General features: G+C 67.7%; 25 protein-coding genes. 19 read left to right on the top strand and 6 right to left on the bottom strand.

Annotated elements, in window-relative coordinates; all coding sequences use genetic code 11:
* Window positions 1-2: 2 nt before the first annotated feature.
* The 3 genes from pstA to DJ69_RS17280 form a co-directional block, all read right to left on the bottom strand.
* On the bottom strand, window positions 3-1631 hold the full coding sequence (gene pstA, locus DJ69_RS17290; protein WP_099256809.1) for a phosphate ABC transporter permease PstA: 1629 nt from the start codon (window positions 1629-1631) through the stop codon (window positions 3-5).
* Window positions 1631-2764: a phosphate ABC transporter permease subunit PstC gene (gene pstC, locus DJ69_RS17285; protein ID WP_099256808.1), complete on the bottom strand. Its 1134-nt coding sequence runs from the start codon at window positions 2762-2764 to the stop codon at window positions 1631-1633. The genes pstA and pstC overlap by 1 nt, the downstream gene beginning before the upstream one ends.
* A gap of 169 nt (window positions 2765-2933) precedes the next feature.
* Window positions 2934-4181, bottom strand: a complete 1248-nt coding sequence (locus DJ69_RS17280; protein WP_099256807.1) for a PstS family phosphate ABC transporter substrate-binding protein — start codon at window positions 4179-4181, stop codon at window positions 2934-2936.
* 207 nt (window positions 4182-4388) lie between these two features.
* On the opposite strand from DJ69_RS17280, the gene DJ69_RS17275 reads away from it, so the two are divergent.
* The 8 genes from DJ69_RS17275 (at window position 4389) to DJ69_RS17240 (ending at window position 11427) form a co-directional block, all read left to right on the top strand.
* Window positions 4389-5357 carry a halo transducer protein gene (locus tag DJ69_RS17275; protein WP_099256806.1) on the top strand — a complete coding sequence of 323 codons (969 nt, stop codon included), beginning with the start codon at window positions 4389-4391 and terminating at the stop codon, window positions 5355-5357.
* 310 nt (window positions 5358-5667) lie between these two features.
* Entirely contained in the window at window positions 5668-6771 is a 1104-nt protein-coding gene (locus DJ69_RS17270) for a radical SAM protein (protein ID WP_099256805.1), read from the top strand.
* 91 nt (window positions 6772-6862) lie between these two features.
* Window positions 6863-7909 (top strand): thiamine pyrophosphate-dependent dehydrogenase E1 component subunit alpha, encoded by a 1047-nt coding sequence (locus DJ69_RS17265; RefSeq protein WP_180271870.1) that lies wholly within the window; start codon window positions 6863-6865, stop codon window positions 7907-7909.
* Window positions 7902-8927: an alpha-ketoacid dehydrogenase subunit beta gene (locus tag DJ69_RS17260; protein ID WP_099256804.1), complete on the top strand. Its 1026-nt coding sequence runs from the start codon at window positions 7902-7904 to the stop codon at window positions 8925-8927. The genes DJ69_RS17265 and DJ69_RS17260 overlap by 8 nt, the downstream gene beginning before the upstream one ends.
* Window positions 8927-9214 carry a lipoyl domain-containing protein gene (locus tag DJ69_RS17255; RefSeq protein WP_099256803.1) on the top strand — a complete coding sequence of 96 codons (288 nt, stop codon included), beginning with the start codon at window positions 8927-8929 and terminating at the stop codon, window positions 9212-9214. The genes DJ69_RS17260 and DJ69_RS17255 overlap by 1 nt, the downstream gene beginning before the upstream one ends.
* Window positions 9215-9419: 205 nt before the next feature.
* The gene (locus DJ69_RS17250) at window positions 9420-9656 is read left to right on the top strand and encodes a sulfurtransferase TusA family protein (RefSeq protein ID WP_099256802.1); all 237 of its coding nucleotides are present in this window, start codon (window positions 9420-9422) and stop codon (window positions 9654-9656) included.
* Window positions 9653-10798 (top strand): NAD(P)/FAD-dependent oxidoreductase, encoded by a 1146-nt coding sequence (locus tag DJ69_RS17245; RefSeq protein ID WP_099256801.1) that lies wholly within the window; start codon window positions 9653-9655, stop codon window positions 10796-10798. The genes DJ69_RS17250 and DJ69_RS17245 overlap by 4 nt, the downstream gene beginning before the upstream one ends.
* Window positions 10799-10800: 2 nt before the next feature.
* Entirely contained in the window at window positions 10801-11427 is a 627-nt protein-coding gene (locus DJ69_RS17240) for a DUF1641 domain-containing protein (protein WP_099256800.1), read from the top strand.
* Between the two features lie 142 nt (window positions 11428-11569).
* Here the strand turns inward: DJ69_RS17240 and DJ69_RS17235 are convergent, their stop codons facing one another.
* Complete coding sequence (locus DJ69_RS17235; protein WP_099256799.1) at window positions 11570-12142, bottom strand: DsrE/DsrF/DrsH-like family protein; 573 nt, start codon at window positions 12140-12142, stop codon at window positions 11570-11572.
* Window positions 12143-12144: 2 nt separating this feature from the next.
* Entirely contained in the window at window positions 12145-12390 is a 246-nt protein-coding gene (locus DJ69_RS17230; protein ID WP_099256798.1) for a sulfurtransferase TusA family protein, read from the bottom strand.
* A gap of 249 nt (window positions 12391-12639) precedes the next feature.
* Here DJ69_RS17230 and DJ69_RS17225 point away from each other — a divergent pair, with 249 nt between their 5' ends.
* The 8 genes from DJ69_RS17225 (at window position 12640) to DJ69_RS17190 (ending at window position 19750) form a co-directional block, all read left to right on the top strand.
* Window positions 12640-13833 (top strand): MBL fold metallo-hydrolase, encoded by a 1194-nt coding sequence (locus DJ69_RS17225; RefSeq protein WP_099256797.1) that lies wholly within the window; start codon window positions 12640-12642, stop codon window positions 13831-13833.
* Between the two features lie 8 nt (window positions 13834-13841).
* Window positions 13842-14399, top strand: coding sequence for a YeeE/YedE family protein (locus tag DJ69_RS17220; RefSeq protein ID WP_099256796.1), 558 nt, complete (start codon window positions 13842-13844; stop codon window positions 14397-14399).
* The gene (locus DJ69_RS17215) at window positions 14396-14854 is read left to right on the top strand and encodes a YeeE/YedE family protein (protein ID WP_099256795.1); all 459 of its coding nucleotides are present in this window, start codon (window positions 14396-14398) and stop codon (window positions 14852-14854) included. The genes DJ69_RS17220 and DJ69_RS17215 overlap by 4 nt, the downstream gene beginning before the upstream one ends.
* A 9-nt stretch (window positions 14855-14863) precedes the next feature.
* Window positions 14864-16039, top strand: coding sequence for an inorganic phosphate transporter (locus DJ69_RS17210; RefSeq protein ID WP_099256794.1), 1176 nt, complete (start codon window positions 14864-14866; stop codon window positions 16037-16039).
* 299 nt (window positions 16040-16338) lie between these two features.
* Entirely contained in the window at window positions 16339-16503 is a 165-nt protein-coding gene (locus DJ69_RS18615; protein ID WP_180271869.1) for a DUF7512 family protein, read from the top strand.
* Window positions 16493-17551 carry a sulfite exporter TauE/SafE family protein gene (locus DJ69_RS17205; RefSeq protein WP_099256793.1) on the top strand — a complete coding sequence of 353 codons (1059 nt, stop codon included), beginning with the start codon at window positions 16493-16495 and terminating at the stop codon, window positions 17549-17551. The genes DJ69_RS18615 and DJ69_RS17205 overlap by 11 nt, the downstream gene beginning before the upstream one ends.
* A gap of 169 nt (window positions 17552-17720) precedes the next feature.
* On the top strand, window positions 17721-18125 hold the full coding sequence (locus tag DJ69_RS17200; protein WP_099256792.1) for a helix-turn-helix domain-containing protein: 405 nt from the start codon (window positions 17721-17723) through the stop codon (window positions 18123-18125).
* Window positions 18126-18598: 473 nt separating this feature from the next.
* A complete protein-coding gene (locus tag DJ69_RS17190; protein WP_245851755.1) occupies window positions 18599-19750 on the top strand; it encodes an MFS transporter in 1152 nt (383 codons plus the stop codon).
* Between the two features lie 43 nt (window positions 19751-19793).
* Here DJ69_RS17190 and DJ69_RS17185 read toward each other — a convergent pair whose 3' ends face one another.
* On the bottom strand, window positions 19794-21155 hold the full coding sequence (locus DJ69_RS17185; RefSeq protein WP_099256790.1) for an NAD-dependent succinate-semialdehyde dehydrogenase: 1362 nt from the start codon (window positions 21153-21155) through the stop codon (window positions 19794-19796).
* Window positions 21156-21444: 289 nt separating this feature from the next.
* Here DJ69_RS17185 and DJ69_RS17180 point away from each other — a divergent pair, with 289 nt between their 5' ends.
* From DJ69_RS17180 to fdhF, 3 genes are read left to right on the top strand one after another with little or no spacing between them, the layout of a single operon-like run.
* Window positions 21445-22923, top strand: coding sequence for an NADH-ubiquinone oxidoreductase-F iron-sulfur binding region domain-containing protein (locus DJ69_RS17180; protein WP_099256789.1), 1479 nt, complete (start codon window positions 21445-21447; stop codon window positions 22921-22923).
* A 4-nt stretch (window positions 22924-22927) separates the two neighbouring features.
* Complete coding sequence (locus DJ69_RS19265) at window positions 22928-23917, top strand: 2Fe-2S iron-sulfur cluster-binding protein (RefSeq protein WP_218962336.1); 990 nt, start codon at window positions 22928-22930, stop codon at window positions 23915-23917.
* A gap of 32 nt (window positions 23918-23949) precedes the next feature.
* A complete protein-coding gene (fdhF, locus tag DJ69_RS17170) occupies window positions 23950-26184 on the top strand; it encodes a formate dehydrogenase subunit alpha (RefSeq protein WP_180271873.1) in 2235 nt (744 codons plus the stop codon).

The raw sequence follows: 26184 nt of genomic DNA, 5'->3' as shown, positions 1-26184 counted from the left end.
GATCAGTTGTGCCGGAGCCGCCGTCGGAAGTAGTAGCGCGTCGCGATGCCGATCGCGTAGAACGAGAGGACGACGATCAGGAGGATGAGCGCCGTCGCCCAGCGGAAGGCGTTCGGGTCGGAGACGCTGCTCCCGAGTCCGACGCCGGCCGTGATCAGCGCGTACAGCTGGTACGGGAGCGCGGAGGTCGCCTCCAGCAGCGCCGGGTTGGCGACGAACGGCGGCGCCGACGTGAACTGGAAGCTGCCGATGACGTCGACCGTCTGCGACTCCGGAATGAACGTCCCGCCGGCCATCGTCAGCAGGATCGGCGCCGTCTCGCCGGCGATCCGGCCGACGCCGAGGATGACGCCGGTGACGACGCCCGGAAGGGCCGCCGGCAGGACGACGCTCCGGATCGTCTGCCACTTCGACACGCCGAGCGCGGCGCTCGCGTCGCGGTACTCGTCGGGGACCGAGAGCATCGCCTCCCGAGACGTGATCACCACGAGCGGGAGGAGCATGAACCCGAGCGTGATCATCCCGGAGAGCAGCGACTTCCCGTTGCCGAAGCGCGGGATCAGGAAGGCGAACCCGAACAGCCCGAAGACGATGCTCGGGGTGCTCCAGAGCCCGTTGGTAGCGACCTCGACGACCTGCGTGAACCGCCCGCGGTCGGCGTACTCGGTGAGGAAGACGGCCGCACCGACCCCGAGCGGAACCGCCAACAGGACGGCTCCGATCACGAGCCAGACCGTGCCGACGATCGCGGGGAGGACGCCCTGGAAGTCGTTGAAGAGGGCGACACCGTTCATCACGAACGGAACGGACACCGGCAGCGTAACCGACACGCCGAGGATCGTCGTTTCAGGCCCGGTTCCGAGGCCGATATCGGCCCCGTTCAACAGTCCCGGAACGCCCTGTACGACCACGTACGCGACCAGGGTGAAGAGGAAGGCGACGATCGAGATCGCGTTCAGATAGACGAGCACGTACGCGCCCATGTGTCGCCCTCGGGCGCCGAAGCCGCCGTACGCCTTCGCCGACGCCCAGCCGCCGTAGAGGGTGGTGAACAGCGTCGCGACCGGGATGAGGAACTCCGCCGTGATCGCGGCCTGCTGCGCCCAGCCCAGCTCCCACACCCACGTCGGGCCGATGACGCCGGTGAAGAAGACGAGCCCCGTCACGGCGAGGAGGCTCCCGAGGGGCAGCGTCGATCCGACGTCCTCGCGCGGGAGGACGGTGGCCGCGAAGGCGACCGCACCCGCGGCGACGGCGGCGACTGCGCCGACCGCCGTGCCGAACCCGAGCGTCTCGCTCGCCACGGCGCCGCCGATGACGACCCACGGGACCGCGGCCCCGCCCCCGGCGATGATGCCGGCGCTCGGGTCGGGGTCGGTTTCGACGGAGCCGAACCGCGACCCGACGCCGAAGGCGATCACCGCGACGCCCAGCGCGGTCAACAGCCCGCCGAGCAGCGTCACGGTCTCTACCCCCGCGAGCGTTCCGGTGAGGCTGATCCGCTCGAACATCGCCGCGATGGCGAGCGCGAACAGCACCGCCGAGAGCCCGATGGCCACCGCGGCGACGGCGTCCGTCTCGGTGGTCTCCTTCTCGACCAGATTACCGCCGGTTCGGCTCGCGCCCGCCATCAGATCTCACCTCCCAGCCGCTTGTGCATCCGCCACTCGATGTACTGCGCGCCCACGGAGATGACGAGGACGGTGACGAACAGGATCGCGCCCGCGACGAACAGCGCGTCCATCTGGAGGCCGTCCGCCTCGCCGTAGTTGCGCGCGATGATCGAGGTCAGCGTCTCCTGTCCGTAGAAGACGTTGACCAGCGGCTCCGTGAGTCGGGGGACGCCGCGGAGCATCACCGTCGCGGCCATCGTCTCGCCGATCGCCCGGCCGACGCCGAGCAGCACCGCCGCCGACACGCCGGAGAACGCCGCGGGCAGGGTGATCGAGGTCATCGTCTGCCAGTCGGTCGTCCCCATCGCCAGCGACCCGCTCTTCATCGACTCGGGCACGCTGCTCAGCGCGTCCTCCGCGACCGAGACGACCGTCGGGAGCGCCATCAGCCCGACGACGATGCCGACGAACAGGTACGACCCCTGTCCGGTCGTCTGGAACTGGTCGGAGGCCCACGGACCCAAGACGGTGAAGCCGATGAACCCGTAGACGATCGAGGGGATGCCGGCGAGGATCTCGACGCCGGGCTTGACGACCTCGCGAACGGTCGCGGGGGCGATCTCGGAGAGGAACAGGGCCGCCGAGACGCCAAGCGGGGCGGCCACGGTCGACGCGATCAGCGTCACCATCACCGTCCCGTGGATCATCGGAACCATCGAGTACCGGATGGGCGGCGAGACGGCGTCCCAGTTCGGCTGGATGAACATCCGGAGCCCGGGGACCGTGACCCCGTACACCGTCGCGCTCTCGTACCGGATCACCGGGACCGACTCCCGGAAGATGAACACGATGATCAGTCCGAGGATCAGGATCGTCGAGACCGTCATCGCCAGCGCGATGACGTACGCCGTCTCCTCCTGATAGCGGACCCAGCCGATCGCCGCGGTGCCGAGGAAGACGACGAAGGGAACGATGGTCAGGTCCGAGACGGCGAGGAACCCGACGAGCGCGGCGAACAGCGACAGCGTCATCACCGCGATAATCGCCAGCGCGGGCGGCTCTGTCTCGTCGACGAACTCTCGGGTCCGCCGGAGCTGCGTGCTGACCGCACTGGGTATTCCTCCGCTTTCGGAGTCCGTTACCGGCGCCATGAATCTGTTATGAGTGGCATTTTCGTGTTTCGTGTGTCATAGAAGTGGAATGTCGTCGAGAGCGGATCCCGGGTGTCTCGGGGGCGCGGACGACCGCGGGGTCGGTGGACGCCGACCGCGACGGGCGGCAGCGCCACAGCGGGCGACAGAAGATCGGGACCCGGCCGATCTACGGCATGAGGAGGTCTTCCGTCGCGACGGAGGAGACCTGCTCTTTCATCGACTGGAGGTCGCTCGTCGGGAGCGGAATGTAGTTGTTCCCCTCGACGAAGACGCTCTGCCCGAACTCGTTGAGGAACATGTTGACGAACGCCGCCTCGCGCCGGTCGTACCCGCCGCCGTCGGGGTTGTTCTCCTCGATGAGCGTGTACATGTGGAGGTCGCGGTTGAGCGGGTACTCGCTGTCGAAGATCGTGTTCTCCGCGTCGCGGCTGGTCTCGTACAGCGTGCCGTCGAAGTCGATGGCGATCGGCGTGACCTCCGGTCCAGTGAACGCCAGCGCCATGTACGCGATGGCGCCGTCGTTCTGGGCGACCGCCTGGGCGACCTGCTGGTTCTGCCCGAATCGGGTGTCGACGCCGGGCATCGCGGCGTCGGCGCCGCCGAGCATGTTCAGGCGGAACGAGGTGTCGGTGCCGGAGCCCTCGGCGCGGCCGATGACGTAGATCTCCTGGTCGTAGTCGATCCCGTCGATCTCGCTCCAGTTGGTGATCTCGTCCTGGTAGATCCCGCGAATGTCCTCGCCGGTCAACTGGGTGACGCCGGCGTCGGCGACGTCCGAGCTGATGACCACCGGCTGGCCGTCGCGACCGACGACGTTGTCGACGACCGTGTTCTGGGCCTTCTCGTCGCTCCAGCCGAGCTCTGCCGTGATCGGCCCGGAGGAGTTGCCGATGTCGACGAGCCCTTCGGTGACGGCCTCACAGCCGGTCCCCGAGTGGCTCAGGCCGACCGTCGTCGGGAACGGCGGCGAGGAGCGCTGCTCGGTCGCCTCGAAGCCGAACTTCGAGGCGAAGTAGTCGGCGATGAGCATGTCCTCGGCGCCGTCGGACGCGAGCTCGTCCCATCCGGGGACCGAGCTCTCCTCGTTGGCGCCCCAGTACTCGCCGTCGCTCGGCGGGGCGTTGGAGTTCCAGTAGGAGCTCCCCGTGTTCGAGATCGGGTAGACCGTCGAGGAGCCCTCGGCGTTGAGCAGCGCCGTGCTCGGGCCTGCACTGCTGTCGTCGCCGTCGCCGCTGGAGGTCCCGGAGCCGCCGTCGGAACCGTCGGAGTCGTCGGACTCCCCGGAACTGCCGTCGGAACCGTCGCCGCCGCCGCTTCCTCCGCAGCCGGCCAAGCCGGTCGTGCCGAGCGCTCCGGAGGTGATCAGTACTTTCCGCCGAGACACGCCGCCGTCAACCCAGTTACGGTCGGACATCACGCTAAGACAGAAAGAGTAGTTGAAAAGCCGTTTATATTTCTAATATATCTGAACACATATCGATTATATCTACACTATATCGATCTATTGTACAATATGCGGGAACGGACACTATATATCGAGGTATACCTCTCCGTAGCCAACTGTTTACAAACGATCAGATCTGACGGAAGGTATACACCGTCGTGTGAAATACGTCGAGCCATGAGTGAGACCGCGCTCGCGGAGACCCCGCTCGACGAGCTGGTCGACGATGTGGCCGACCGGACGGACGAGGAGCCGGAGTCGATCCGTCGGCGGCTCGACCCGTTCACCGACGACGGCACCGTCACTTCCGCGGCGATCGAATCGACCGTCACCGACGTGTCCCAGATCCTCGCCACCGCCGAGACGCGGGTCGACCTCGCGACGCGCGCACACGAGAAGGCGACGGGGGCCGCCGCCGCCGCCCCGGACCTCGCCGTCGTCGACGCCCGCCGCCGTGGGTTCGACGGGCGACTCAGCGACCTCAGAGCGGGCGTCGACGGGCTCGCCGAAGAGCTGGGGGACGCGAGAGGCGACTTCGACTCCCCGCTGGCGGTGTACCGGGCCGCGGTCGCCCTCCACGAGATCACGACGGACGCACAGCAGATCGTCCGGGTGGCCCACGACCTCGAAACCGACCTCGAGGCGTTCGAGGCGTGGCTCGGCTCCGCGAACCGGCGCCACGACGGACTCCTCGACGACGTGGAGGCCGCCGAGGAGTCCGTCGCGGAGGTCACCGGGACCGTCGATGCGCTTCGCGACGCGGACGACCCCGACCCGGAGCGGTGGTTCGAAGCGGCCGTCCAGGCGCGCGTCCTCGACCTCGTCGTCGACGACCTCCGGGTGGAGGCGGCCGACCTCCGCACGTGGGCGGACCGCCAGGGGCACTCGTTCCCGGACGGCGTCGCGGAGCGGATCGACGCCCTCGACGACGAGGCGGCGGCGACCGCCGAGGCGCTCGCTGACCGTCCGGGTCGGGACGACCGATTCGACGACCGGCTCGACGCGCTCGAGGCGGAGCTGTCGGCCATCGAGCCCCCCGTCGCGTGGGAGCGCGTCGACGAGACGGTCGCGGAGGCGCGCGCGGCGCTTTCGGCCGGCGAGCCGGACGCGGACGGGGGTTCGGTTGACGAGACCGCCGACCGATAGCCGCACCGCCTCCCGCCGAGGCCCGACCACCCGACACGGACGGTCGGCGCTGCTCGGGTCGTCGACGCGGGGCGTCAACAGCTTCATCGCTGAGGCGCGACGAGCGGTCCCACCCCTCCTCCTTCTCGCGGGGTGTGGCGGCATCGCTCCCGGGGGCCGTCGCCAGCGGGGCCCTCGTCGTCGCCCCCCTCGCCGGCCGACTCCTCGTCCGTCTTGACGCTCTCGGTCGCGAACGGGCTCTGTCCCTCCGACCGTGAACACGTTCGGGACAGCGTCCATAGGGGTCGGGCGGAAAGCGTCGACCGAGCCGATGTTCGACGACCTCGACACTGACCGGCGGCCGCTGGTGCTCATCTGGGAGGTGACGCAGGCGTGCGGGCTCGCCTGCCGTCACTGCCGCGCCGACGCGAAGCCGGCGCGACACCCCGACGAGCTGTCGACCGCGGAGGGGAAGCGGCTCCTCGACGACGCGGCGGCGTTCGGGGAGGGGCAGCTCGTCGTGCTCTCCGGCGGCGACCCGCTCGCCAGAGACGACCTGTTGGAGCTGGTCTCGTACGGGGACGACCGGGGGCTCCGCATGACGATCACCCCCAGCGGAACGCGGTCGCTGACGCCCGACCGGGTCGAGGCCCTCGCCGACGCGGGCGTCCGGCGGATGGCGCTCAGCCTCGACGGGGCGACGCGGGAGCGCCACGACCGGTTCCGTGGCGAGGAGAGCTTCGAGAGCACGCTGGAAGCCGCGGAGGCAGCGTCCGAGGCGGGACTGCCGCTGCAGGTCAACACGACCGTCTGCGCGGAGACGGTCGCCGAGCTCCCGGCGATCCGCGACCGCGTGCGGGACCTCGGCGCCGTCCTCTGGAGCGTGTTCTTCCTCGTCCCCGTCGGTCGGGGGCGGATCCTCGACCCCATCCCGCCCGAGCGGGCCGAGGACGTGATGGAGTGGCTCCACGGCGTCGCCGAGGCGGAACCGTTCGGCGTCAAGACGACGGAAGCGCCCTTCTACCGTCGCGTCGGGCTGCAGGCCGACGGCGACCAGAGCGCGATCCGGCGGCGCGGCGGGATCACCGCCGGATGCGGGTTCGCGTTCGTGAGCCACACCGGCGAGGCGTACCCGTCGGGGTTCCTCCCGGAGTCCGCCGGGAACGTCCGCGATCGGTCGATCGTCGACCTCTACCGGAACACCGACCTCTTCGAGTCGCTCCGCGATCCGGACCGGCTGAAGGGGAAGTGCGGCGCCTGCGAGTTCCGGCAGGTCTGCGGCGGGAGCCGGTCGCGGGCGTTCGCGGCGACGGGGGACCCGCTGGAGAGCGACCCCCTGTGTCCGTACGTTCCGGAGGGGTACGACGGTGCGCTGCCGGCGACGCTCGGGGGCGGGCCGAGCGAATCGTCCGGGGCGCCGGACGCTGCCGACTGACCCGCGGCGGCGTCCGACACGCACCGCTGAGTGGGTGTATCGAGTTTACCCCAAACAGACTAATATTATTAACCGTGTACATTACTGTGGCATGGTATCACAAGACAAGTTATGTGAACTGTACGCAGATATGCTCACGGCGCGGTACTACGAGGAGCGGCTCCAAGAGGAGTACCTCGAGGGCAAACAGCCGGCGTTCGACATCTCCGCGGGGCCGATCCCCGGCGAGCTCCACCTCGCGGCGGGCCAAGAAGCGGCCGCCGTGGGCGTCTGTCATCACCTCCGGGCGGACGACACCGTAACGGCACCGCATCGCCCCCACCACGTCGCCATCGCGAAGGGCGTCGATCTGAAGCGGATGTCCGCCGAGATCTTCGGCCGGAAGACGGGCCTCGGGAAGGGGAAGGGCGGTCACATGCATCTGTTCGATCCCGACGTGAGCTTCGCGTGTAGCGGGATCATCGCCGAGGGGTGTCCGCCGGCGGCGGGGGCGGCGCTGGCGGCGACAAAGCGGAACGAGGACGCCGTCGCCGTCGCGTTCCTCGGCGAGGGAGCGATCGACCAAGGGGCGTTCCTCGAGTCGCTGAACTTCGCGAGCGTTCACGACCTCCCCGTCGTCTTCGTCGTCGAGGACAACGACTGGGCGATCAGCATGCCCAAGGAGCGCGTCACCGACGTGGAAGACGGATCTGACAGGGCCGCCGGATTCGACATGCCGGGGATTCGCGTCGACCAAGACGACGCCATCGCCGTCTACGAGGCCGCCGGAGAGGCGATCGGCCGTGCGCGGGACCGGAACGGCCCCACGCTGTTGGAAGTGCAGGTCCACCGCCGGATGGGACACTTCATGGGCGACCCGCAGACGTATCGGTCCGACGCCGATGAGGAGGCGGCGCTCGCCCGCGACTCGATCGACAGGCTCGAAGCGGAGCTGCGAGATCACGGCGTCGACGACGACGAGCTCGACGCGATCCGCGACGAGGCGGAATCGCGGGTCGACGAGGCGATCGCGTGGGCGAAAGAGCAGCCGCACCCCGACCCCGACGACGCGTACGACGACGTCTTCGTGAACCCGCCATCGGGCGTGACGACGGAGGAACCGGAGTTCGAGCTCGCGGAGGTGAACGCCGATGAGTGAGACGGACGAGGTCATCGACCGCGAGCTGACGATGAGTCGGGCGATGGTCGAATCGATCGCCCACGAGATGCGCGAGGACGAGGAGGTCTTCTACATGGGCGAGGACGTCGCCGACTACGGCGGCATCTTCGACAGCACGCAGGGGTTACTCGACGAGTTCGGTCGCGATCGGATCATGGACGTACCGATCAGCGAGACCGCGTATCTCGGGGCGGCGGTCGGCGCCGCACAGGAGGGGATGCGTCCCATCGCGGAGCTGATGTTCGCGGACTTCTTCGGCGTCGCGATGGACCAGATCTACAACCAGCTCGCGAAGAACACGTACATGAGCGGCGGCAACGTGAACGTGCCGCTCGTGCTCACCGCCGCGGTCGGCGGGACGTACAACGACGCCGCCCAACACTCACAGACCCTGTACGGGACGTTCGCACATATCCCCGGGCTGAAGCTCGTCGTGCCGTCGACCGCATACGACGCGAAGGGGTTGATGCACAACGCGATACGGGACGACGATCCGGTGATGTACCTGTTCCACAAGCGGCTGATGGGGATCGGGTGGATGCCGGCGCCCTCGGGTCCGAAGACGCCGGTCCCGGAGACGGACTACACGATCCCCTTCGGGTCGGCGGACATCAAACGAGAGGGCGCCGACGTCACCGTGGTCACGCTCGGACTCCACGTCCACCGGGCGCTCGCCGCGGCCGAATCGCTCGCGGCAGAGGGGATCGACGTGGAGGTCGTCGATCTCCGGACGCTGGTGCCGCTCGACACCGACACGATACTCGAATCGGTTCGGAAGACGGGCCGGCTCGTCGTCGTCGACGAGGATTACCGCTCGTTCGGCGTCACCGGCGAAGTGATCGCGAGGGTCGCCGACCGCGACCTCGGGGCGCTCGATGCCGTCGAGCGGGTCGCCGTCCCGGACGTTCCGATCCCGTACGCCCGACCGATGGAGAACGAGGTGATCCCGGACGCCGACGACATCGAAGCGCGCGTGCGGGCGGTCGCGTCAGAGTGATGCCGGACCGACAGCGCGCGGCCGACGGCGGCTCCGGAGTGCGGGTCGCGGTCCGTGCGACCGGCGACTGGGAGGCGGACGTCGACGAGGACGAGGGGATCCTCGTCGACTGGTTCGCCCGCGAGGGGCGCTCGGTCGAGGCGGGCGACACCCTCTGTGAGATCCAGGTCGAGAAGGTGAGCGTCGACATCCAAGCGCCCGCGGCGGGGACGCTCGACGAGATCGTCGTGGGAGAGGACGACGCGTTCGCGATCGGGGAGACGCTCGGGTGGATCCAGTCCGAGTGACTCCCTCCTGCTTCGTTCGATGAAAACGTACCCTCGCGGGGGCGTTCTCGGGTGATACGAGCCACGGCTCCTCCGAGCGCGTCCGACCGCTACTCTCCGAGCGTGTCCGGGCGATAACCCTCTCTTGTCGGATCGGATTTTGGAATAGTGGAATTACCACACAATACTAATAGGGTCCGCCGTCAACTACCACTGTGAGACATCTATGACTACCATTGAACCCGACGAGACCGTCGATGCCAGAGGCGCGGCCTGCCCCGGACCGCTGATGGACCTCATCGGAAAGGTTCGGAGTGTTGACTCCGGTGACGTGGTCAGGCTCCTGAGCGACACCGACCAGTCGCACACCGACGTGCCCGAATGGGTCGAGGAAGCGGGCAACGAGCTGGTGGCCGTCGAAGAGCTTGACGACTACACCGCGTTCTACGTGGAGAAAGCATGACCGACCACGTCGTCATTGTCGGCGGTGGGACCGGGGGAACCGTCCTCGCGAATAACCTCGCGAACCGGCTCGAACCGGAACTCGACGCCGGCGACGTTCGCGTGACGCTGGTCAACGACGACCCCGATCACGTCTACAAGCCGGTCTGGCTGTACGTGCCGTTCGGGCAGCGCGAACCGGCAGACGGTCGTCGCGCGCTCGACGAGCTGGTCGACGACGCGATCGACCTGACGATCGACCGCGTGTCCGACATCGACACCGAGTCCCAGCGGCTCCAGTTCGAGGGTCGCACCCCGTCGGTCGACTACGACTACCTCGTGTTGGCGACCGGATCGACGCTGGAGCCCGACCAAATTCCGGGCCTCGCGGAGGGCGGGCACGACTACTACAGCGAGTCGGGCGCCACCGCCCTCCGCGACGAACTGCTGACGTTCACGGAGGGCGAACTGGTGTTGAGCGTCATCGGCTCTCCCCACATGTGTCCGGCGGCGCCACTCGAGTTCGTCTTCATGGCCGACGACTGGTTCCGCGAGCGCGGGCTCCGCGAGGATGTCGACATCACCTACACGTACCCGATCCAGCGGGTCCACGGCAACCCCCACATCGCGGAGTGGGCGCGCCCCATCATGGAGGAGCGCGACATCCAGGTGGAGACGTTCTTCAACGCGGACGCGGTCGACCCCGAGGCGGAGACCATCACGTCGATGGAGGGGACCGAACTCGACTTCGACCTCCTCGTCGGGATTCCGCCGCACGGCGGCGTCGACCTGGTCGAGTCGGTCGGACTCGGCGACGACGGCTGGGTCGACGTCGACAAGCACACGCTCGAGGCCGAGGCCGCCGAGCACGTGTACGCGCTCGGTGACACCGCCGACACCGGCGTCCCGAACGCGGGCAGCGTCGCGCACTACCAGGCCGGCGTCGTCGGCCAGCGCCTCGCCAGCGAGATCCGCGGTCGTCCGCCGACCGCGACCTACGACGGCAAGACGCTGTGCTTCATCGAGACCGGAATGGACGCCGCCTCGTTCGTCGAGTTCGATTACGAGAACCCGCCGTCGCCGGCGCCGCCCTCGGAGAAGCTCCACTGGTCCAAACTGGCGTACAACGAGTCCTACTGGCTCACCGCGCGGGGGTTACTCTGACCATGTCCGATACGCAGCAGTCCGAAGCGACCGACCTCGAGGAGGCGATCGAGCAGAACCCCGAGGCGGTCGCCGAGTTCGTGGAGCACCTCGACGCCGTCAACGAACTGCTGGGGGTGCTCTCGCTGGGTGAGAGCGCGCTCACCGACGAGATGGTCCGCGAGCTCTCGGCCACCGGATCGACACTCGCGGAGTCCGCGGACGGGCTGGCGACCGACGAAACCGCGGAATTAGCCGAGACGATCGGGGAGAACGGCGACGATCTGCGGGAGGCGATAGAGACGCTGATCCGCCTCCAGCAGAGCGGGGCGCTCGACGAGCTGGCCGATCTCGCGGGGGTCGCGTCGCTGGGGACCGCGGCGCTCGACGACGAGATGGTCGCGTCGCTGGCCGGCACCGGCGCTGCGCTCGGCGAGGTCGCGCAGACGGCGTCCGACGACGACACGCGTGACGGCATCGAGACGCTGCTGGCGAGCGTCGGCGAAGCGGAGCGAGAGCCCACTGAACGGGTCGGTCCCGTCGGATTGGTGCGGGAGCTCCGCGATTCGGATGTCCAGTACGGGCTCGGCTTCCTGCTGGCGATCGCGGGCGCGATCGGGCGGGAACGTACCGATGGCCGCGCAGAATAGCGAACGACTGCCGTTTCGCGCCCCGTCGGCGGTGTTTTCGTGCCGGGTGTTGCGCTCACGAACCCGCCTCGGGTCCGTGCGGTGACGCTGGTACTCTCGACCCCCGGCGCGTCGAGTTAACAACTCCAACTCCGAGTGTGCGTCACACGAGCAGTTGGATGTCGGCTTCCGCCATGTCCTGGAGGGCGGTGGCGGCGCCGACGCCGGTGGTGACGCCGTCATAGAAGTTGTCCTCGTCGTAGCCCATTAGATCGATGGTCATCTGACAGGCCTGGAACTCCACGCCCATGTCGAGGCTGGTTTCGATGAGCTCCTCGATGGTGGCCGTGTCGTTGTCGTCGATCTTTCGCTCCATCATCATCGTCGTCACGCGGTCCATACCGGGCAGCGCGGCGACGGCGTTCGGCACCGGCATGTTGGGGTTGCCGACGGAGCTCAGTTTGAGGTTCTTCGAACGCTCCTCGTGCAGGATGTCCAGCCCCCAGAACGTGTGGAAGACGGTCACCTCGTAGCCGAACGCGGCGGCGGTGCTGGCGAGGATGAGCGGGGGGTACGCCATGTCCAGCGTCCCCTTCGTCGCGATGATGCTCATCTTCTTGGTATCGTCCCCGTCGGTCGCCTCGGCGAGCGCGTCCTCGAGCTCGTCGACGCGCGCGGCTAGCTCCGCACGCGAGGGCGCGTCGTCAGCCGACCCGCCGGGGGTGTCCGTACTCATCGTTACTCCGTCTTCCGGACGTAGTGTTTGTACACGTCGTCGCCTTCCTCCTGATCGAGGAGTTCGACGCCGTCAGTTCCAGACGCCCAGCCGTCGATGTCGCTCATGCTTCCCGGATCGGTCGCCACCACTTCGAGGACCGCGCCCTCGGCGAGGTCGTCGATGGCGGACTTCGTCTTGACAACTGGCATGGGACACGATGCACCTGTGACGTCGAGCGTCTCCGTGATGTCGAATTCAGCACTCATTGGTAATCTGCTCCGGTAGTCTGTATTGGAGCTATCACACAATACCCCCTGGCTAAGTAAAAGATTGTCGATTCTTGTAGAAACTACAAACAACTACTCACGCGCGTATCCCGTCATCTGGCCCTAATGACTTCATTTTACGGGTTTGGGCGGTAATAGCGCAGGCGACATTGGCGACAGTATTGCCTAGAATAGGAATTACTATGCGAATGCTTTTGTACGTCCACCCAGTAGGGATGATTGCACAACATGAACGCCGACGACTTCCCGACTCCGGATGTCGACGTGGACTCTGTCGACCCGGAAACGCTGAAGGACCGTATCGACGCCGGCGAGGAGATCTCGATTCTCGACGCGCGCATGCAATCCGATTACGAGGAGTGGCGCATCGACGCCGCAAACGTGACGTCGATCAACGTCCCGTACTTCGAGTTCCTCGAAGACGACATCGACGAGAGCGTCCTCGAACAGATCCCGGACGACCGCGAGGTGACCGTCCTGTGCGCGAAGGGCGGCGCGAGCGAGTACGTCGCGGGCACGCTCGCCGAACGCGGCTACGACGTGAACCACCTCGAAGATGGAATGAACGGCTGGGCGAGCATCTACGAGGCCGTCGAAGTCGAACGCTACGACGGCGCCGGCACGCTGCTGCAGTACCAGCGCCCGTCCTCGGGCTGCCTCGGCTACCTCGTCTACGACGACGAGACGGCCGCCGTCATCGACCCCCTGCGCGCGTTCACCGACCGCTACCTCGACGACGCCGCGGAGCTCGGCGTCGAGCTCGAGTACGCGCTCGACACGCACATCCACGCCGACCACATCTCGGGGGTGCGCGACCTCGCCGACGAAGGCGTCGAGGGCGTCATTCCCGACGCCGCCGTCGACCGCGGCGTCACCTACGCCGACCAGCTGACGACCGCCGCTGACGGCGACACCTTCGAAGTCGGCGACGCCACCATCGAGACCGTCTACACGCCCGGTCACACGACCGGGATGACCTCGTACCTCGTCGACGACGGCCTGTTGGCCACCGGCGACGGGCTGTTCGTCGAGAGCGTCGCGCGTCCCGACCTCGAAGAGGGCGACGACGGCGCCCCCGACGCTGCCCGCATGCTGTACGAATCCCTGCAGGAGCGCGTCCTGACGCTCCCGGACGACACCCTGATCGGCGGCGCGCACTTCAGCGACGCGGCCGAGCCCGCCGCCGACGGCACCTACACGGCGCCGATCGGCGAGATCGTCGAGGAGATGGACGCACTCACGATGGACGAGGACGACTTCGTCGACCTCATCCTGTCCGACATGCCGCCCCGGCCGGCCAACTACGAGAAGATCATCGCGACCAACCTCGGTCAGAACGCCGTCGATGACCAAGAGGCGTTCACGCTGGAGCTCGGGCCGAACAACTGCGCCGCCAGCCAGAACTCCCTCGCGGGTGACTAACGACGCCGATGGTTGCTGACCCAGTACTGCTCCAGGCGGTCGCCGACTTCTTCCCGAACGGGATCAGTCGCTACGCCGTCGGCGGCCTGCTCGTCGGCCTCGGGACCGTCCTGATATACGCCGGCACGGGCATCCCGGCCGGGGCGAGCACGTTCCTGGAGTCGACGCTGTCGTACGTCTCCGACCAACCGCGGTTCCGGCGGTACGTCGCCTCCCGGGACTGGCGGGTCGTCTTCACGGTCGGCATCATCCTCGGCGGCCTGGCGTTCGCCGCGACGTTCCAGTCCGGCCTGGTCACGAGCTCGCTGTACGAGCCCGGAACGACCGGCCAGCTCTACGAGGTCGCCGGCGTGACCCTGTGGATGACCGACGTGCAGCCGTGGCGGCTGTTCTTCGGCGGGATCCTGGTCGGCATCGGGACCCGGGTCGGGAAGGGCTGCACCTCCGGCCACGGCGTCTGCGGCGTCGGCTCGGCGTCGAAGACATCGCTCGTCGGGGTGGTAACGTTCCTGGCGGTCGCTATCGGAACCGCACAGGTCGTCGCCGCGCTGGGGGTGAGCCCGTGACGGACCGTCATCCGCTGTTCAAGCCGCTGGTGTTCGTCGGCGGCCTGGTGTTCGGGTTCGGGCTCGGGTTCAGCCACATGGCGCGCCCGGAGGTCGTGTTGAACTTCCTCACGTTCGAGGACCTCGGCCTCCCGTTCGTGATGTTCGGCGCCGCCATCGTCTCCGGGATCGCGTTCACGCTGCTGCCTCGCATCCGGGACGCCGCGCCGCTCACGGGCGACCGCTACGAGCGCCGCCTGAAGCCGTTCGATCGGAACGTCCTCATCGGCGGCGCCGTCTTCGGCGTCGGTTGGGGGCTCTCGGGCATCTGCCCGGGCGCGGCGTACGCGAGCCTCGGCGTCGGTAACGTCACCATCCTCTGGGCGCTCGCCGGGATGTTCCTCGGCGCCTACGCGCAGGGGTACTGGCGAAGCCGGAGCCAGGTGCGCAACAGTAGCGCGACGGGCGCGGACTAACGACCCGCCATGGACCCCGCTCTCGTCGCCCTCTTCATCGGTGCAGCGCTCGCCAGCCTGTTTATGGCGTGGGTCATCGGCGCCGGGTCGAGCGGGGCCACCCCGTTTGCGCCCGCCGTCGGCGCCAACGCCATCGCGACCATGCGGGCCGCATTTTTCGTCGGCATTTTCGGCTTCGCCGGCGCCGTCACGCAGGGCGGGAACGTCTCGGAAGCCATCGGCAGCGGCCTCGTCGGCGGTATCAGCCTGCCCGTTACCGGCGTCATCCTCGTGCTCGTGTTGGGTGCGGGGTTGATGGCGGTCGGGATCACGACCGGCTACCCGATCGCGACGGCGTTCACCGTTACCGGGGCCGTCATCGGCGTCGGCCTCGCGCTCGGTGGGACGCCGGTCTGGCCGAAATACCGGCAGATCGCCGCCGTCTGGGTGCTCACCCCCTTCGTCGGGGGTGGCATCGCGTTCACCATCGCGAGCCTGCTTCCGCGTCCCGACGTCCCCGAACGGTACAGCATTCCGTTTCTCGCCGGCCTCGTCGGAGCCGTCCTCGTGAACGTCCAGTTCAGCTTCCTCGGGGCGGGCGGCACGTCGGGGACCATCCGCGGACTCGGACAGCGGACGCTGGGGGTCGACGGTGTCGCGTCGGCAGTCGGCGTGACGGCCCTCGCGGCGCTGGCCATCGCGGTGGTCGTCTGGCGGGACATCCGGCGCGACGAAGCCGGCGGCCTGCGGCGCGTGCTGCTCGCGCTCGGGTCGCTCGTCGCGTTCTCCGCGGGCGGAAGCCAGGTCGGTCTCGCCATCGGGCCGCTGCTGCCGCTGCTCGACGACGTGGAGATGGTCTCGACGTTCGCCGTCCTCGTTGGCGGCGGCCTGGGGATGCTCGTCGGGTCGTGGACGGGTGCGCCGCGGATGATCAAATCGCTCGCCCAAGATTACTCGTCGCTCGGGCCGCGACGCTCGATCTCGGCGCTCGTCCCGTCGTTCCTGATCGCGCAGCTGGCCGTCCTGTTGGGCGTCCCGGTCTCGTTCAACGAGATCGTCGTCAGCGCCATCATCGGGAGCGGCGCCGCGGTCGGCGGCCGCGAGGCGGTGGACGCGCGAAAGCTCCTCCTGACGGTCGGGGCGTGGGCGGGATCGTTCCTCCTCTCGTTTTCGCTCGCGTACGCTGCCGGCTCGATCCTCTTCTGACCACTCTGTCGCGGCTGTCCCTTCTCTAACCACAACCACATTGTGCGCAACTCCGTGGTTACTCCGGGAAGCAGTGTACAGAATTGGAGCCGATCTCTCGGCCATCACCGGTTTATGAGTCGATCGCACGCGAGGGTGCCGTATGTTCTCTGTAAGTTATCGGTACTCCGGCGGAAGTTACCCGGATATAGTATTGTACAGTAAGCCCAAAACCGTTATAGGCACGAAGCAGGTAGAGGGTACTGAGTAGAAATGTGCCAACAGCGAATTTCCGCGTTCGGTAATCGGAGTGAGAATCGATGGCAGGATTAGAGATACCGACTTGGGACCCCGAGACGGCCTTGCTCATCGGGGCGATCCTCCTCGAAGCGGTCGTGCTGTACGTGGGGTACGGTGGCTTCGAACGGCTCTTTCAGCCCTACATCATGAAGCTCCTCATCGGAGGTGAATCGAATGCTCAATAGCGTTCTCGACTGGGCCGGGATCCTGGGAACGAGCCCCGAGATGTTGGGGCTGTTCGTCGGGTTCGGCCTCGTGGTCGGGGTCCTGTTCGGGTTCTTCGGCATGGGGGGATCGTTCCTCGTCACTCCCGCCCTGCTGATGCTGGACTACCCGGCGCCCGTCGCGGTCGGTAGCGGGATGGCGTTCGTCTTCGGGACGGCCGTCATCGCGACCCTGAAACACCACGACCTCGGGCAGGTCGACTACAAGCTCGGCGTAATCATGATCACGGGGACGACCATCGGCATCGAGGCCGGGCGCGCGAGCGTCTACTACCTCGAGTCGCTGGGACTCGCCGGCGGCATCATCAGCGTCGCCTACGTGGTTCTGCTCGGCGGCGTCGGTGCGATGGTGACCCGTGACGCCATGAAGGGTGACGGCGGGGGCGGGGTCGACCACGAGGCGGCCGACAAAGACCTCGACGAGTACGAAATCCCCGAGATCGCGAAGAAGATTCAGCAGACCGTTCGGATTCCGCCGATGGTGACGCTCCGCGGCGACGTCCGCGTCTCCGCGTGGGTCATTACGGCCGTCGCCTTCGCGACCGGCCTCCTGTCCGGCTTCCTCGGCGTCGGTGGCGGCTTCATCCGGATGCCGGCGATGATCTACGCCATCGGCGTCCCGGTGCCCGTCGCCGTCGGGACTGACCTCTTCGAGATCGTCTTCTCCGGTGGTCTCGGGAGTTACCTCTACGGCCAGGGCGGCGGCGTCGATCTCGGGATCGTCGCCCCGCTGCTGTTCGGGAGCGCACTCGGTGCGCGTATCGGGTCCGCCGCGACCGCCGTCGTCGACTCCGACGGAATTAAGATCTACTTCGGCGGGATGCTGTTGATCGGCGCTGTTGCAGTGGGCATCGGCGAGATCGGCTCCTACATCGGCAGCCCGGCTCTCGAACTGCTCGGACTGGTGCTCGTCATCGGTGCGGCAGTCGTCGTCGCCTTCGCAATCCTCTACACGACGGTCACGTCGCTCCGTAAGACGCAACGTCAGGGGACTGCGATGGCGGACTGAACCGCGGTACTCCGTTCGGGTCGCGTGTTCGTCGTCTGACTGGTTTTGTCGTGTTAATAGGCGGATGACTGCGCGTGCGTCGTCCGTCTGCTCAGCGAGGCTCTGTGCAGAATTGTGCGAACCGTACAAAGTCTTTTAACCGCCCAACGCCTACGAGACAGCGATACCAATGCCTGATTCGATGTCTGAACAACTCCATCGGGATATGACGTGTGACGGACTGTTGGGGTGCTTCCACGGTCTCACGGAGCTCGACAAGGAGTGTTTCCGAGCCCTCGTCGAGGCCGAAGAACCGCTGACCGTCGACGAAATCGCCGAGGCCGTCGATCGCGAACGCTCGACCGCCTACCGTGCCGTGCAGCGGCTGCTGCAGACCGGGTTCATCGAGAAAAACCAGATCAACTACGACCAGGGCGGCTACTACCACGTCTACTCCCCGACGGACCCCTCCAAGATCGCCGATGACATGCAGCGGCTGCTCAACGACTGGTACGCGAAGATGGGACAGCTCATCCACGAGTTCGAGGCCACGTACGACCAGTCCGAGACTGCGGCCCCCGCCGCCGAAAGCTGACGCTCTCTTCTTGGCTGACGCTGCGACGAGTCGACTGCGTGCCGCCGCTGTCGCGATCGACCCGCAATTCGGCCCCGCGTCTCCGAGCGGTTCGCGCCGCGACCGGCGCGGCTCTCGACGAACCGTCGGCGACCGAGGGTTGCGACGAGGTCGTCTCGTTTTATTCACCCGTCCCACGCGTCTGTGGGGGCCGTTGACTATTGACGCCCTAGGTGATGGCGGTAGCAGATGGCGATTGATCGTGTGATTGTCTCGCTTGATGAGGATGCGAACGAGGCGATCGATGATCTCACTGAACGGTCGAGACGCGGACAGAGTGAGGTGTTCCGACCTCGTCCGGCACTATACGGGATTCATGCGTGTTCATACGAGTGCTCGAGCGAGCACGCCCGAGCCGCGTACGGCGACGCAGTGGGTGACAAGATTACCGGGAGGGACACTGACTCAGTGAACAACGGTGGACGATCCGATGAATGAGTCACACCACCCCCCCGCTCGGCCTGCGGGTCGCGCCCCACCTCGCGATCGTAAGCATGGGGTACGTGATGTTCGGATACGCCGGCGTCCCGGACTTCTACTTGAGCCAGTACGACATCGGCTACACGTCGTTCGGCCTCATGCTCTCGGCGATCCTGCTTCCGCTCGTCCTCGCGCAGTGGCCGGCGAGCAGACTCGTCGAGCGGACCACGACGACCCGGCTGTTGATCGTCGCGACGGTCGCCCAGGCGGGGCTCGCGTCGACCGTGGACTTCGCCCCGACGTTTCCGACGGTGCTCGCGCTCCGGTTCCTGTGGGGGATCGCCGCCGGGCTGGTGCTCAGCGTCGGCGCCACGCACATCGCGCGCCTCTACAGCGGCGACGCCGCGAGCCGCCAGCAGGGCGTGTACGGTGGGATGTTGACCCTCGGTGGGGCGTTCGGCTTCCTGATCACGCCGCGGCTCGTCACGGCGACCGGGGGGATCGGTATCCACGCACTCGGTACCCTCATCGCGGTGCCCGCGGTGGGCGCACTCTACCGCAACCGGCACGACCGACTGACGGGTCCGTCAGAGTCGGCGTCCGAAACCGCCGGCGGGTCGGTGCTGACGAATCCGGTCGTCATCCTCGCGTCGCTCTGCTACGTGGCCGCCATCGGGTCGTACCTGACGCTCTCGGCGTTCATCACCTCGTACTTCGAGGACCTCGGCGTCTTCGGCCCGTTAAACGCACTCGTGCTCGGCGTCGCGACCCTCGGCCGAGCCTCCGGCGGGAGCGTCGTCGTCAGGTTTCCGGTGACCGATCCGAAGATCATCGCCGGCGCGTCGGCGGTCGCCGTGCTCGGGTTCGGCACGCTCGCCGCGGCGCCCGCGGGGCCGCTCCGCGTCGTACTGCCGCTCCTCGTCATGCTGGCGGTGTCGCTTCCGTTCGGCGCGATCTACAACGTCGCCGCGGACGCGACCGCCAGCGAAGGCAGCGCGCTCGCGATGGTCATCGCGATCGGCAACCTCGTCGCGCTGGTGTTGCCGGTCGTCACCGGCTCCATCCGCGACGCCACGGGCGGCTACGAGGGCGCCTTTCTGGTACTGGTCGGGCTGAACACGGTCGCAGTCGGGTCAGCGGTCCTCATCACGCGGACACGCCAATGAGACCGATTCCGCCGCGACCGACCAACTGCTCCGGGGTGACGGGTTACTCCACCCAGACGGTCTTCTCGTTGACGAACTCCTTGATCCCCGCCTCCGAGAGCTCTCGGCCGTAGCCGGAGTCTTTGACGCCGCCGAACGGCACCCGGGGGTCGGATTTGACGAACTGGTTGATGTAGACGCAGCCGGCGTCGATCTGGGAGGCGACCGCGGCACCCCGGTCGCGGTCCTCGGTCCAGATGCTCGCCCCGAGCCCGAACCGAGTATCGTTGGCGATCCGGACCGCTTCCGCCTCGTCTTCGGCGCGGAACACGGCGGCGACCGGGCCGAACAGCTCTTCGTCGTCCGCCGGACAGCCGTCGGGCACGTCCGTCAGAACGGTCGGCGGATAGAACGAGCCGTCGCGCTCGAGCGGCTCGCCGCCCAGCTCGATCGTCGCGCCGGCGTCGACGCTCGCCTCGACCTGCCCGTGGAGCTCCTCCATCAAGTGGCGCTGCGCCTGCGGACCGATGTCCGTCTCTTCGCGCAGCGGGTCACCGACAGTGAGATCGCGCAGTTCCGCCAGCAACGCCTCGAGGAACTCGTCGTACACGGCGTCGTGGACGACGAACCGCTTCGCGGCGATGCAGGACTGGCCGCCGTTCATGCTCCGGGCCCATGCCCCCGTCTCCGCGGCGTCCTCGACGTCGGCATCGTCCAAGACGATGAACGGGTCGCTGCCGCCCAGCTCGAGGACGGTTTTCTGGAGGTTCTCACCGGCCTTCGCGGCGACCGACCGACCGGCGGGCCCGCTGCCGGTGAGCGTCGCCGCGCGCACTCGGTCGTCGTCGAGCACGTCGTCGACCCTCTCGGACCCGACCAGGAGCGTCTGGAACGCGCCGTCGGGGAAGCCGGCCTCCTCGAACACCTCCTCGATGGCCAGCGCGCAGCCGGGCACGTTCGAGGCGTGTTTCAGCAGCCCGACGTTGCCCGCGGTGAGGTTCGGTGCCGCGAACCTGAACACCTGCCAGAGGGGAAAGTTCCACGGCATGACCGCGAGCACCGGGCCGATCGGCTCGTACTCGGTCCGAACGGTTGTTCCCGGGGGACTGGGGTGGCCGTCCGAGGTGAGATAGCTGCTCGCGTGCGTCGCGTAGTGGTCGCAGACCCACGCGCACTTCTCGACTTCGCCCAGCGCCTGCGAGATGGGTTTCCCCATCTCCTCGGTCATGATCTCGGCGTACCGTCGGTTGTTATCGCGGAGGACGTCGGCGGCGTCGGCCATCAGCTCCGCTCGCTCCCGGATCGGGCGCTCGGCCCACGACGCGAATTCGCTGGCAGCAGCGTCGAGCGCGTCCGCCACCTCCTCGTCCGTGTGTTCGTCGTACGTTGCCACGACTTCGCCGGTCGCTGGGTTTGTAGCGTTCATGATCGGATGCGCAACGCGGTGCCGCGAGTGCGTGAGTAGTGACGCGTCTCAGACCATCAACGTATGGGTGTAGGGTATCGCCCTCGAACGCTGAACTGGGTGGAACCGGTCGGACCCAGGCTCCGTACAACACGGGGCACGCTGCGAAAGAGACGGCATCTCCGTCTCGCTCGCGCTCGCGAATACGCAGACAGCCACCGTAATAGTGTAACTGATTCCGGTTAACTCCGCGTATTCACCCCGGTCATTTATGATATTGCGGGTTAAGTGTCCTGACAGACGGTATCAAATGACACTACTCACCGCAGACGACGGTCCAGTGCTCCGGGTCGCTGGTCCGAGTCGCCTTCCTGAGTCGGTTTCGGGGGCCGACAGCGCGGTCGCGTTAGTCGGACCCACCGGGGTACCGGCAGTCGAACCACTCGTCATGGTGACGCTCGGTGGCCGAACCGCGTTTCACGCCCGGTGTCCGACCGATCGGATCGACGAGATCGCCACGCGCGTCGGCGACGCCGGCGATGTCACCGCCGGCGATCCGGACGACGTCCGCGACCACGAGCCGGGGCGGTCCCGGTTGCCGACGCCGGACCTCCCGGGACTGCGAACCGGCGTTCGCGACGCGCTCGGCGCCTGCGGCTGGCGGCGACCGACCGATCCCGACGATCACGAGGCGGCGGGGGGGTTCACCGATCCGGACCCGGAGACCGTGATGGAGGTCGGGGCGGAACTCGACGGCCGAGGGTGGGGAGATCTCCGGCAGGATGCCCCGCTCGCGGAGCCGTGGCGAGACGTGCGCGAGGGTGACGGTGATCCGGCCGTCGTGGTGAACGCCCACGGGAACCCGGCGGACGCGCTGTTGCTCGAAAGCGCGCCGCTCGAGGTGTTGGACGGCGCCGCCGGACTGGCGGGGTCGCTCGGTGCCGAAGAGGTCATCGTGTACGCGTCGAGCGACGACGAGCGCGCCGTCCAGACGGCGCGGGAGGCGGCGGCGAACTACCCGGCCCCCTCGGTCCCGGTCGACGTCGTGACCGGGCCCGCGACGTACCGGGCGGCCGAGCCGTCGATGGCGATCGAAGCCATCGAGGGGAACCACCGGCTGGAAGCCCGGATCCGCCCGCCCGATCTCGACGCGGTCGGCCTCCACGGCCGACCGACCGTGGTTCACACCCCGCGAACGCTCGCGCAGCTCTCCGTCGCGCTTCGAGAGGGAGCGCCCCCGGAGACTCGAGCGCTGTCGGTCACGGGAGACGTGGACCACCCGGCGACCGTCGAGGTCCCGGAAACCGAAACGCTGGAGACCGTCGTCGACGCGGCCGCCGTCGCCGGCGAGCTCAAGGCGGTCTCGGTCGGCGGGCAGTTCGGCGGTGTCACGGACGACCTGTCGGTGGGCGTCGCCCCGGCCGAACTGGGCGCCGCGCAGTTGGGTTCGGACGGGGTCGTTCGCGTGCTGTCCGCCGACCGGTGCGTCGTCGAATTCGTCGGGCAGCGGACGCAGCTCGCCGCGGAGGAGAACTGCGGTCGTTGCGTTCCCTGTCGGGAGGGGACGACGCAGCTCGCCGGACTCCTCCGGGAGGTGTACGACGGGGGGTACGACCCGGACGCGATCGACGAGCTGATCGAGGTGATGACGTCATCGAGCATCTGTGCGTTCGGCGTGCAGGCCGGGCGGCCGGCCCGGACCGCCCTCTCGGCGTTCGGAGACGAGTTCGAGGCGCACGCCGACGGCCGGTGCCCGGCCGGGAGCTGTCTCGAGCCACTGGAGGCCTGATACCATGAGTTCACAACGACAGGAAACGGCTGACGCACCGCCCCTGACGGAGGAGATCGCCCCGGGAACCGCGTCCGATCCGCCGGTCGAACGCGACGCGCCGGCGACGGTGACCGTCGACGGGACGACGGTGACGGTCGGCGTCGGTGAGACGCTGATCGACGCCATCGAGCGGATCGAGACCGACGAGAACGTCCCGGCGCTGTGTCACTACGGTCGAGAGGGAATCGGTCCCCGCAGCGAGTGTCGGACCTGCATGGTCGAGACCGACGACCACGGCGTCGTCCCCGCCTGTAGCTTCCCGGTAGAGGACGGGATGACGGTCCAAACGGGCGCCGCCGACGCCTCGCAGGCGCGGGACGTGAACCTCGACCTGGTCCTCTCGAACCACAACCTCCGGTGTACGACCTGCGGCAAGAACGGTCGCTGTGAGCTCCAAGACGCCGCCATCGACGCGGAGGTCGAGGAGCCGCGCTACGGCGTGCTCGACGATCGCGACGAGTACGAGCCGATCGACGACTCGTCGTCGTTCATCCAGATCGACCGCAACAAGTGTATCCTCTGTAACCGGTGCGTCGAGGCGTGCAACGACGTCCAGGTCGAGGGGGTGCTTCGGCTGGAGGGGTCCGGGAGCGACACCCGGATCGGCTTCCAGAGCGACGCCGAGACGATGGAGGACTCCACCTGCGTCTCCTGCGGGCACTGCGCGACCGTCTGTCCGACCGGGTCGCTCGTCGAGAAGGGGATCGAGGACGCGACGACGATCCCGCTGCCGGGGTTCACGCAGAAGAACAGCGTCGGCAAGTCGTACGAGAACACCGGGAAGACGAAGGGCCCGATGACGGCCAAAAAGCGGGGAGACGCGTCGGGGGGCGACCGCTCGCGGACCGACGGTGGGGGCGGAGCGGCGACGGGCGGCGGAGAGACGGCGGAGTCCGACCGAGCATCCGGCGACTGGGGAGACGCCGCCGAACGAGGGGGTGAGTGGCCGTGAGCGACGACGAGATGGACGGCGTCGCGGGGTACATGCAAGCGGCGAAACGGCAGGCCCTCCAGAACGTCGAGCACGTCGCCGAGGGCGTCGCCGCGGAGACGCTGTCGGAGGGCAAGCTGTTCGAGATCGCCCAGTCGATCGGCGACAAGCGGTTGGAGGAGCTGAACGTCGCCGACACGACCTGCGGCTACTGCGCGGTGGGGTGTCGGTTCGATCTCTACTCGGACGGCGAGGAGATCCTGGCCGCGCGACCCACCGAAGCCGAGGACGCGCCGGTCAACGGCATCTCCACCTGCGTCAAGGGGAAGTTCGGGTACGACTTCGTCAACTCCGACGACCGCCTGACGACGCCGCTCGTGCGGGACGAGCGCGGCGAGTTCCGCGAGGCGACGTGGGACGAGGCGCTCTCTCGCGTCGTCGAGGGGCTCGGGTCGATACAGGAGGAGCACGGCGGCGAGGCCCTGTCCGTGATCGCCTCCTCGAAGGCGACCAACGAGGAGAACTACCTGATGGGGAAGTTCGCCAGACAGGTGCTCGGCACCAACAGCGTCGACAACTGCAACCGGCTGTGCCACTCCTCGACGGTCGCCGGGCTCGCGAAGACGTACGGCTACGGCGCCGCCTCGATAAGCACCGACGACCTCGAGATCGCCGACTGCGTCCTCCTCACGGGGTCGAACACGACGGAGGCGCACCCGGTGCTCGCGACGCGGATCAAACAGAACGTTCGAGACGGGGCCGACCTCCTCGTCTTCGATCCCCGCGAGGTCCAGATCGCGGAGTACGCGACCCAGTACACCCGGGTGAACCCGGGATACGACGCGGTCTGGATCAACGCGATCACGCGCCACATCGTCAACAACGACCTGTACGACGAGGCGTTCGTCGAGGAGCGGACGACCGGGTTCGAGGCGGTGAGAGAGGCGGTCCAGGAGTTCACCCCCGAACGCGTCGAGGAGGTCACCGGCGTTCCGCACGAGGAGATCGTCTCCGCCGCCGAAACGATCGCCGACGCCGATCGCTGCGTGTTCGGCTGGACGCTCGGGCTCACCGAACACTCCCACGGGACGGAGAACGTGATGGCGATGGCCAACCTCGCCGCGGTCACCGGCAACCTCGGGAAGCCGGGGACGGGCGTCTCGCCGTTCCGCGGCCAGAACAACGTGCAGGGCGGCGGCGGTGATATGGGGCCGCTGCCGGACAACTTCCCCGGCTACCAGGACATCGCCGACGACGAGATACGCGCGAAGTTCGAGGAGGCGTGGGAGTGCGAGATCTCGCCGGAGTACGGCTACTACACGACCCAGATGTTCCTCGCGGCCGACGACGACGACCTCAGGGGGATGTACATCATCGGCGAGAACGCCGCGCTCTCCGAACCCGGCGTCAACCACGCCGAGGACATCCTCGAAGAGTTGGAGTTCCTCGTCGTCCAGGACCTGTTCGTCAACGAGACCGCGCAGTACGCCGACGTGGTGCTTCCCGCGTGTTCGTTCGTCGAGAAGACGGGGACGTTCACGAACACGGACCGCACGGTACAGATGGTCAACGAGGTGATGGAGCCGAAGGGCGACTCCCAGCCCGACTGGGAGATCCTCCAAGCCCTCGCGAACCGCATGGGACGGGAGTGGTCGTACGACTCGACCGCCGAGATCATGGAGGAGGTGAACTCGCTGACGCCGCTGTACGGCGGGGTGACCCACGACCGCGTCGAGTCGGAGGGCGGGCTCCAGTGGCCCTGCTGGGACGAGGACCATCCCGGAACCGAACGGCTCTACGCGGACGCGTTCAACACCGACGACGGCAAGGCCCACCTCCAGGCCGTCGGCTACAGCGAACCGGCGGAGACCCCGGACGAGGAGTACCCGTTCACGCTCACGACCGGGCGCGTCCTCTACCAGTACCACACCGGCACGATGACGCACCGCGAGGAGGGGATCATGCAGTACACGCCGAGCGACTTCATCGAGATCAACCCCGACACCGCCGCAAACTACGGGATCGAAAGCGGCGACATGGTTCGCGTCACCTCGCGCCGCGGTGAGATCGTCGTCTCCGCGCAGGTGACGGATCGGGTCGGCCCCGAGAGCGTCTTCATCCCGATCCACTTCGCCGAGAGCGCCGTCAACCGCCTCACGGACGAGGAACACCTCGATCCCGCCGCCGCGACGCCGGAGTTCAAGGTGTCCGCGGTTCGGATCGCTCCGGACGAGGGCGATCCGGAAGCCGTTACGGCCGCCGACGCCGCCGCCGGGGGTGACGACTGA

This window comes from Halorubrum persicum, assembly GCF_002727125.1.
Lineage (GTDB): Archaea > Halobacteriota > Halobacteria > Halobacteriales > Haloferacaceae > Halorubrum > Halorubrum persicum.
This window is presented reverse-complemented; position numbering and strand designations above follow the sequence as displayed.

Bases quoted from the DNA above. Each gene is read 5' to 3' on its own strand.
- DJ69_RS17260 (WP_099256804.1), top strand. From the start codon at position 7,902: ATGAGTGAGACGGACGAGGTCATCGACCGCGAGCTGACGATGAGTCGG.
- DJ69_RS17270 (WP_099256805.1), top strand. From the start codon at position 5,668: ATGTTCGACGACCTCGACACTGACCGGCGGCCGCTGGTGCTCATCTGG.
- DJ69_RS17240 (WP_099256800.1), top strand. From the start codon at position 10,801: ATGTCCGATACGCAGCAGTCCGAAGCGACCGACCTCGAGGAGGCGATC.
- pstA (WP_099256809.1), bottom strand. From the start codon at position 1,631: ATGGCGGGCGCGAGCCGAACCGGCGGTAATCTGGTCGAGAAGGAGACC.
- DJ69_RS17245 (WP_099256801.1), top strand. From the start codon at position 9,653: ATGACCGACCACGTCGTCATTGTCGGCGGTGGGACCGGGGGAACCGTC.
- DJ69_RS17220 (WP_099256796.1), top strand. From the start codon at position 13,842: ATGGTTGCTGACCCAGTACTGCTCCAGGCGGTCGCCGACTTCTTCCCG.
- DJ69_RS17205 (WP_099256793.1), top strand. From the start codon at position 16,493: ATGCTCAATAGCGTTCTCGACTGGGCCGGGATCCTGGGAACGAGCCCC.
- DJ69_RS17225 (WP_099256797.1), top strand. From the start codon at position 12,640: ATGAACGCCGACGACTTCCCGACTCCGGATGTCGACGTGGACTCTGTC.
- DJ69_RS18615 (WP_180271869.1), top strand. From the start codon at position 16,339: ATGGCAGGATTAGAGATACCGACTTGGGACCCCGAGACGGCCTTGCTC.
- DJ69_RS17255 (WP_099256803.1), top strand. From the start codon at position 8,927: ATGCCGGACCGACAGCGCGCGGCCGACGGCGGCTCCGGAGTGCGGGTC.
- DJ69_RS17210 (WP_099256794.1), top strand. From the start codon at position 14,864: ATGGACCCCGCTCTCGTCGCCCTCTTCATCGGTGCAGCGCTCGCCAGC.
- DJ69_RS17185 (WP_099256790.1), bottom strand. From the start codon at position 21,155: ATGAACGCTACAAACCCAGCGACCGGCGAAGTCGTGGCAACGTACGAC.
- DJ69_RS17250 (WP_099256802.1), top strand. From the start codon at position 9,420: ATGACTACCATTGAACCCGACGAGACCGTCGATGCCAGAGGCGCGGCC.
- DJ69_RS17190 (WP_245851755.1), top strand. From the start codon at position 18,599: ATGAGTCACACCACCCCCCCGCTCGGCCTGCGGGTCGCGCCCCACCTC.
- DJ69_RS19265 (WP_218962336.1), top strand. From the start codon at position 22,928: ATGAGTTCACAACGACAGGAAACGGCTGACGCACCGCCCCTGACGGAG.
- DJ69_RS17280 (WP_099256807.1), bottom strand. From the start codon at position 4,181: ATGTCCGACCGTAACTGGGTTGACGGCGGCGTGTCTCGGCGGAAAGTA.
- pstC (WP_099256808.1), bottom strand. From the start codon at position 2,764: ATGGCGCCGGTAACGGACTCCGAAAGCGGAGGAATACCCAGTGCGGTC.
- DJ69_RS17180 (WP_099256789.1), top strand. From the start codon at position 21,445: ATGACACTACTCACCGCAGACGACGGTCCAGTGCTCCGGGTCGCTGGT.
- DJ69_RS17200 (WP_099256792.1), top strand. From the start codon at position 17,721: ATGCCTGATTCGATGTCTGAACAACTCCATCGGGATATGACGTGTGAC.
- DJ69_RS17275 (WP_099256806.1), top strand. From the start codon at position 4,389: ATGAGTGAGACCGCGCTCGCGGAGACCCCGCTCGACGAGCTGGTCGAC.
- DJ69_RS17230 (WP_099256798.1), bottom strand. From the start codon at position 12,390: ATGAGTGCTGAATTCGACATCACGGAGACGCTCGACGTCACAGGTGCA.
- DJ69_RS17235 (WP_099256799.1), bottom strand. From the start codon at position 12,142: ATGAGTACGGACACCCCCGGCGGGTCGGCTGACGACGCGCCCTCGCGT.
- fdhF (WP_180271873.1), top strand. From the start codon at position 23,950: ATGCAAGCGGCGAAACGGCAGGCCCTCCAGAACGTCGAGCACGTCGCC.
- DJ69_RS17265 (WP_180271870.1), top strand. From the start codon at position 6,863: ATGGTATCACAAGACAAGTTATGTGAACTGTACGCAGATATGCTCACG.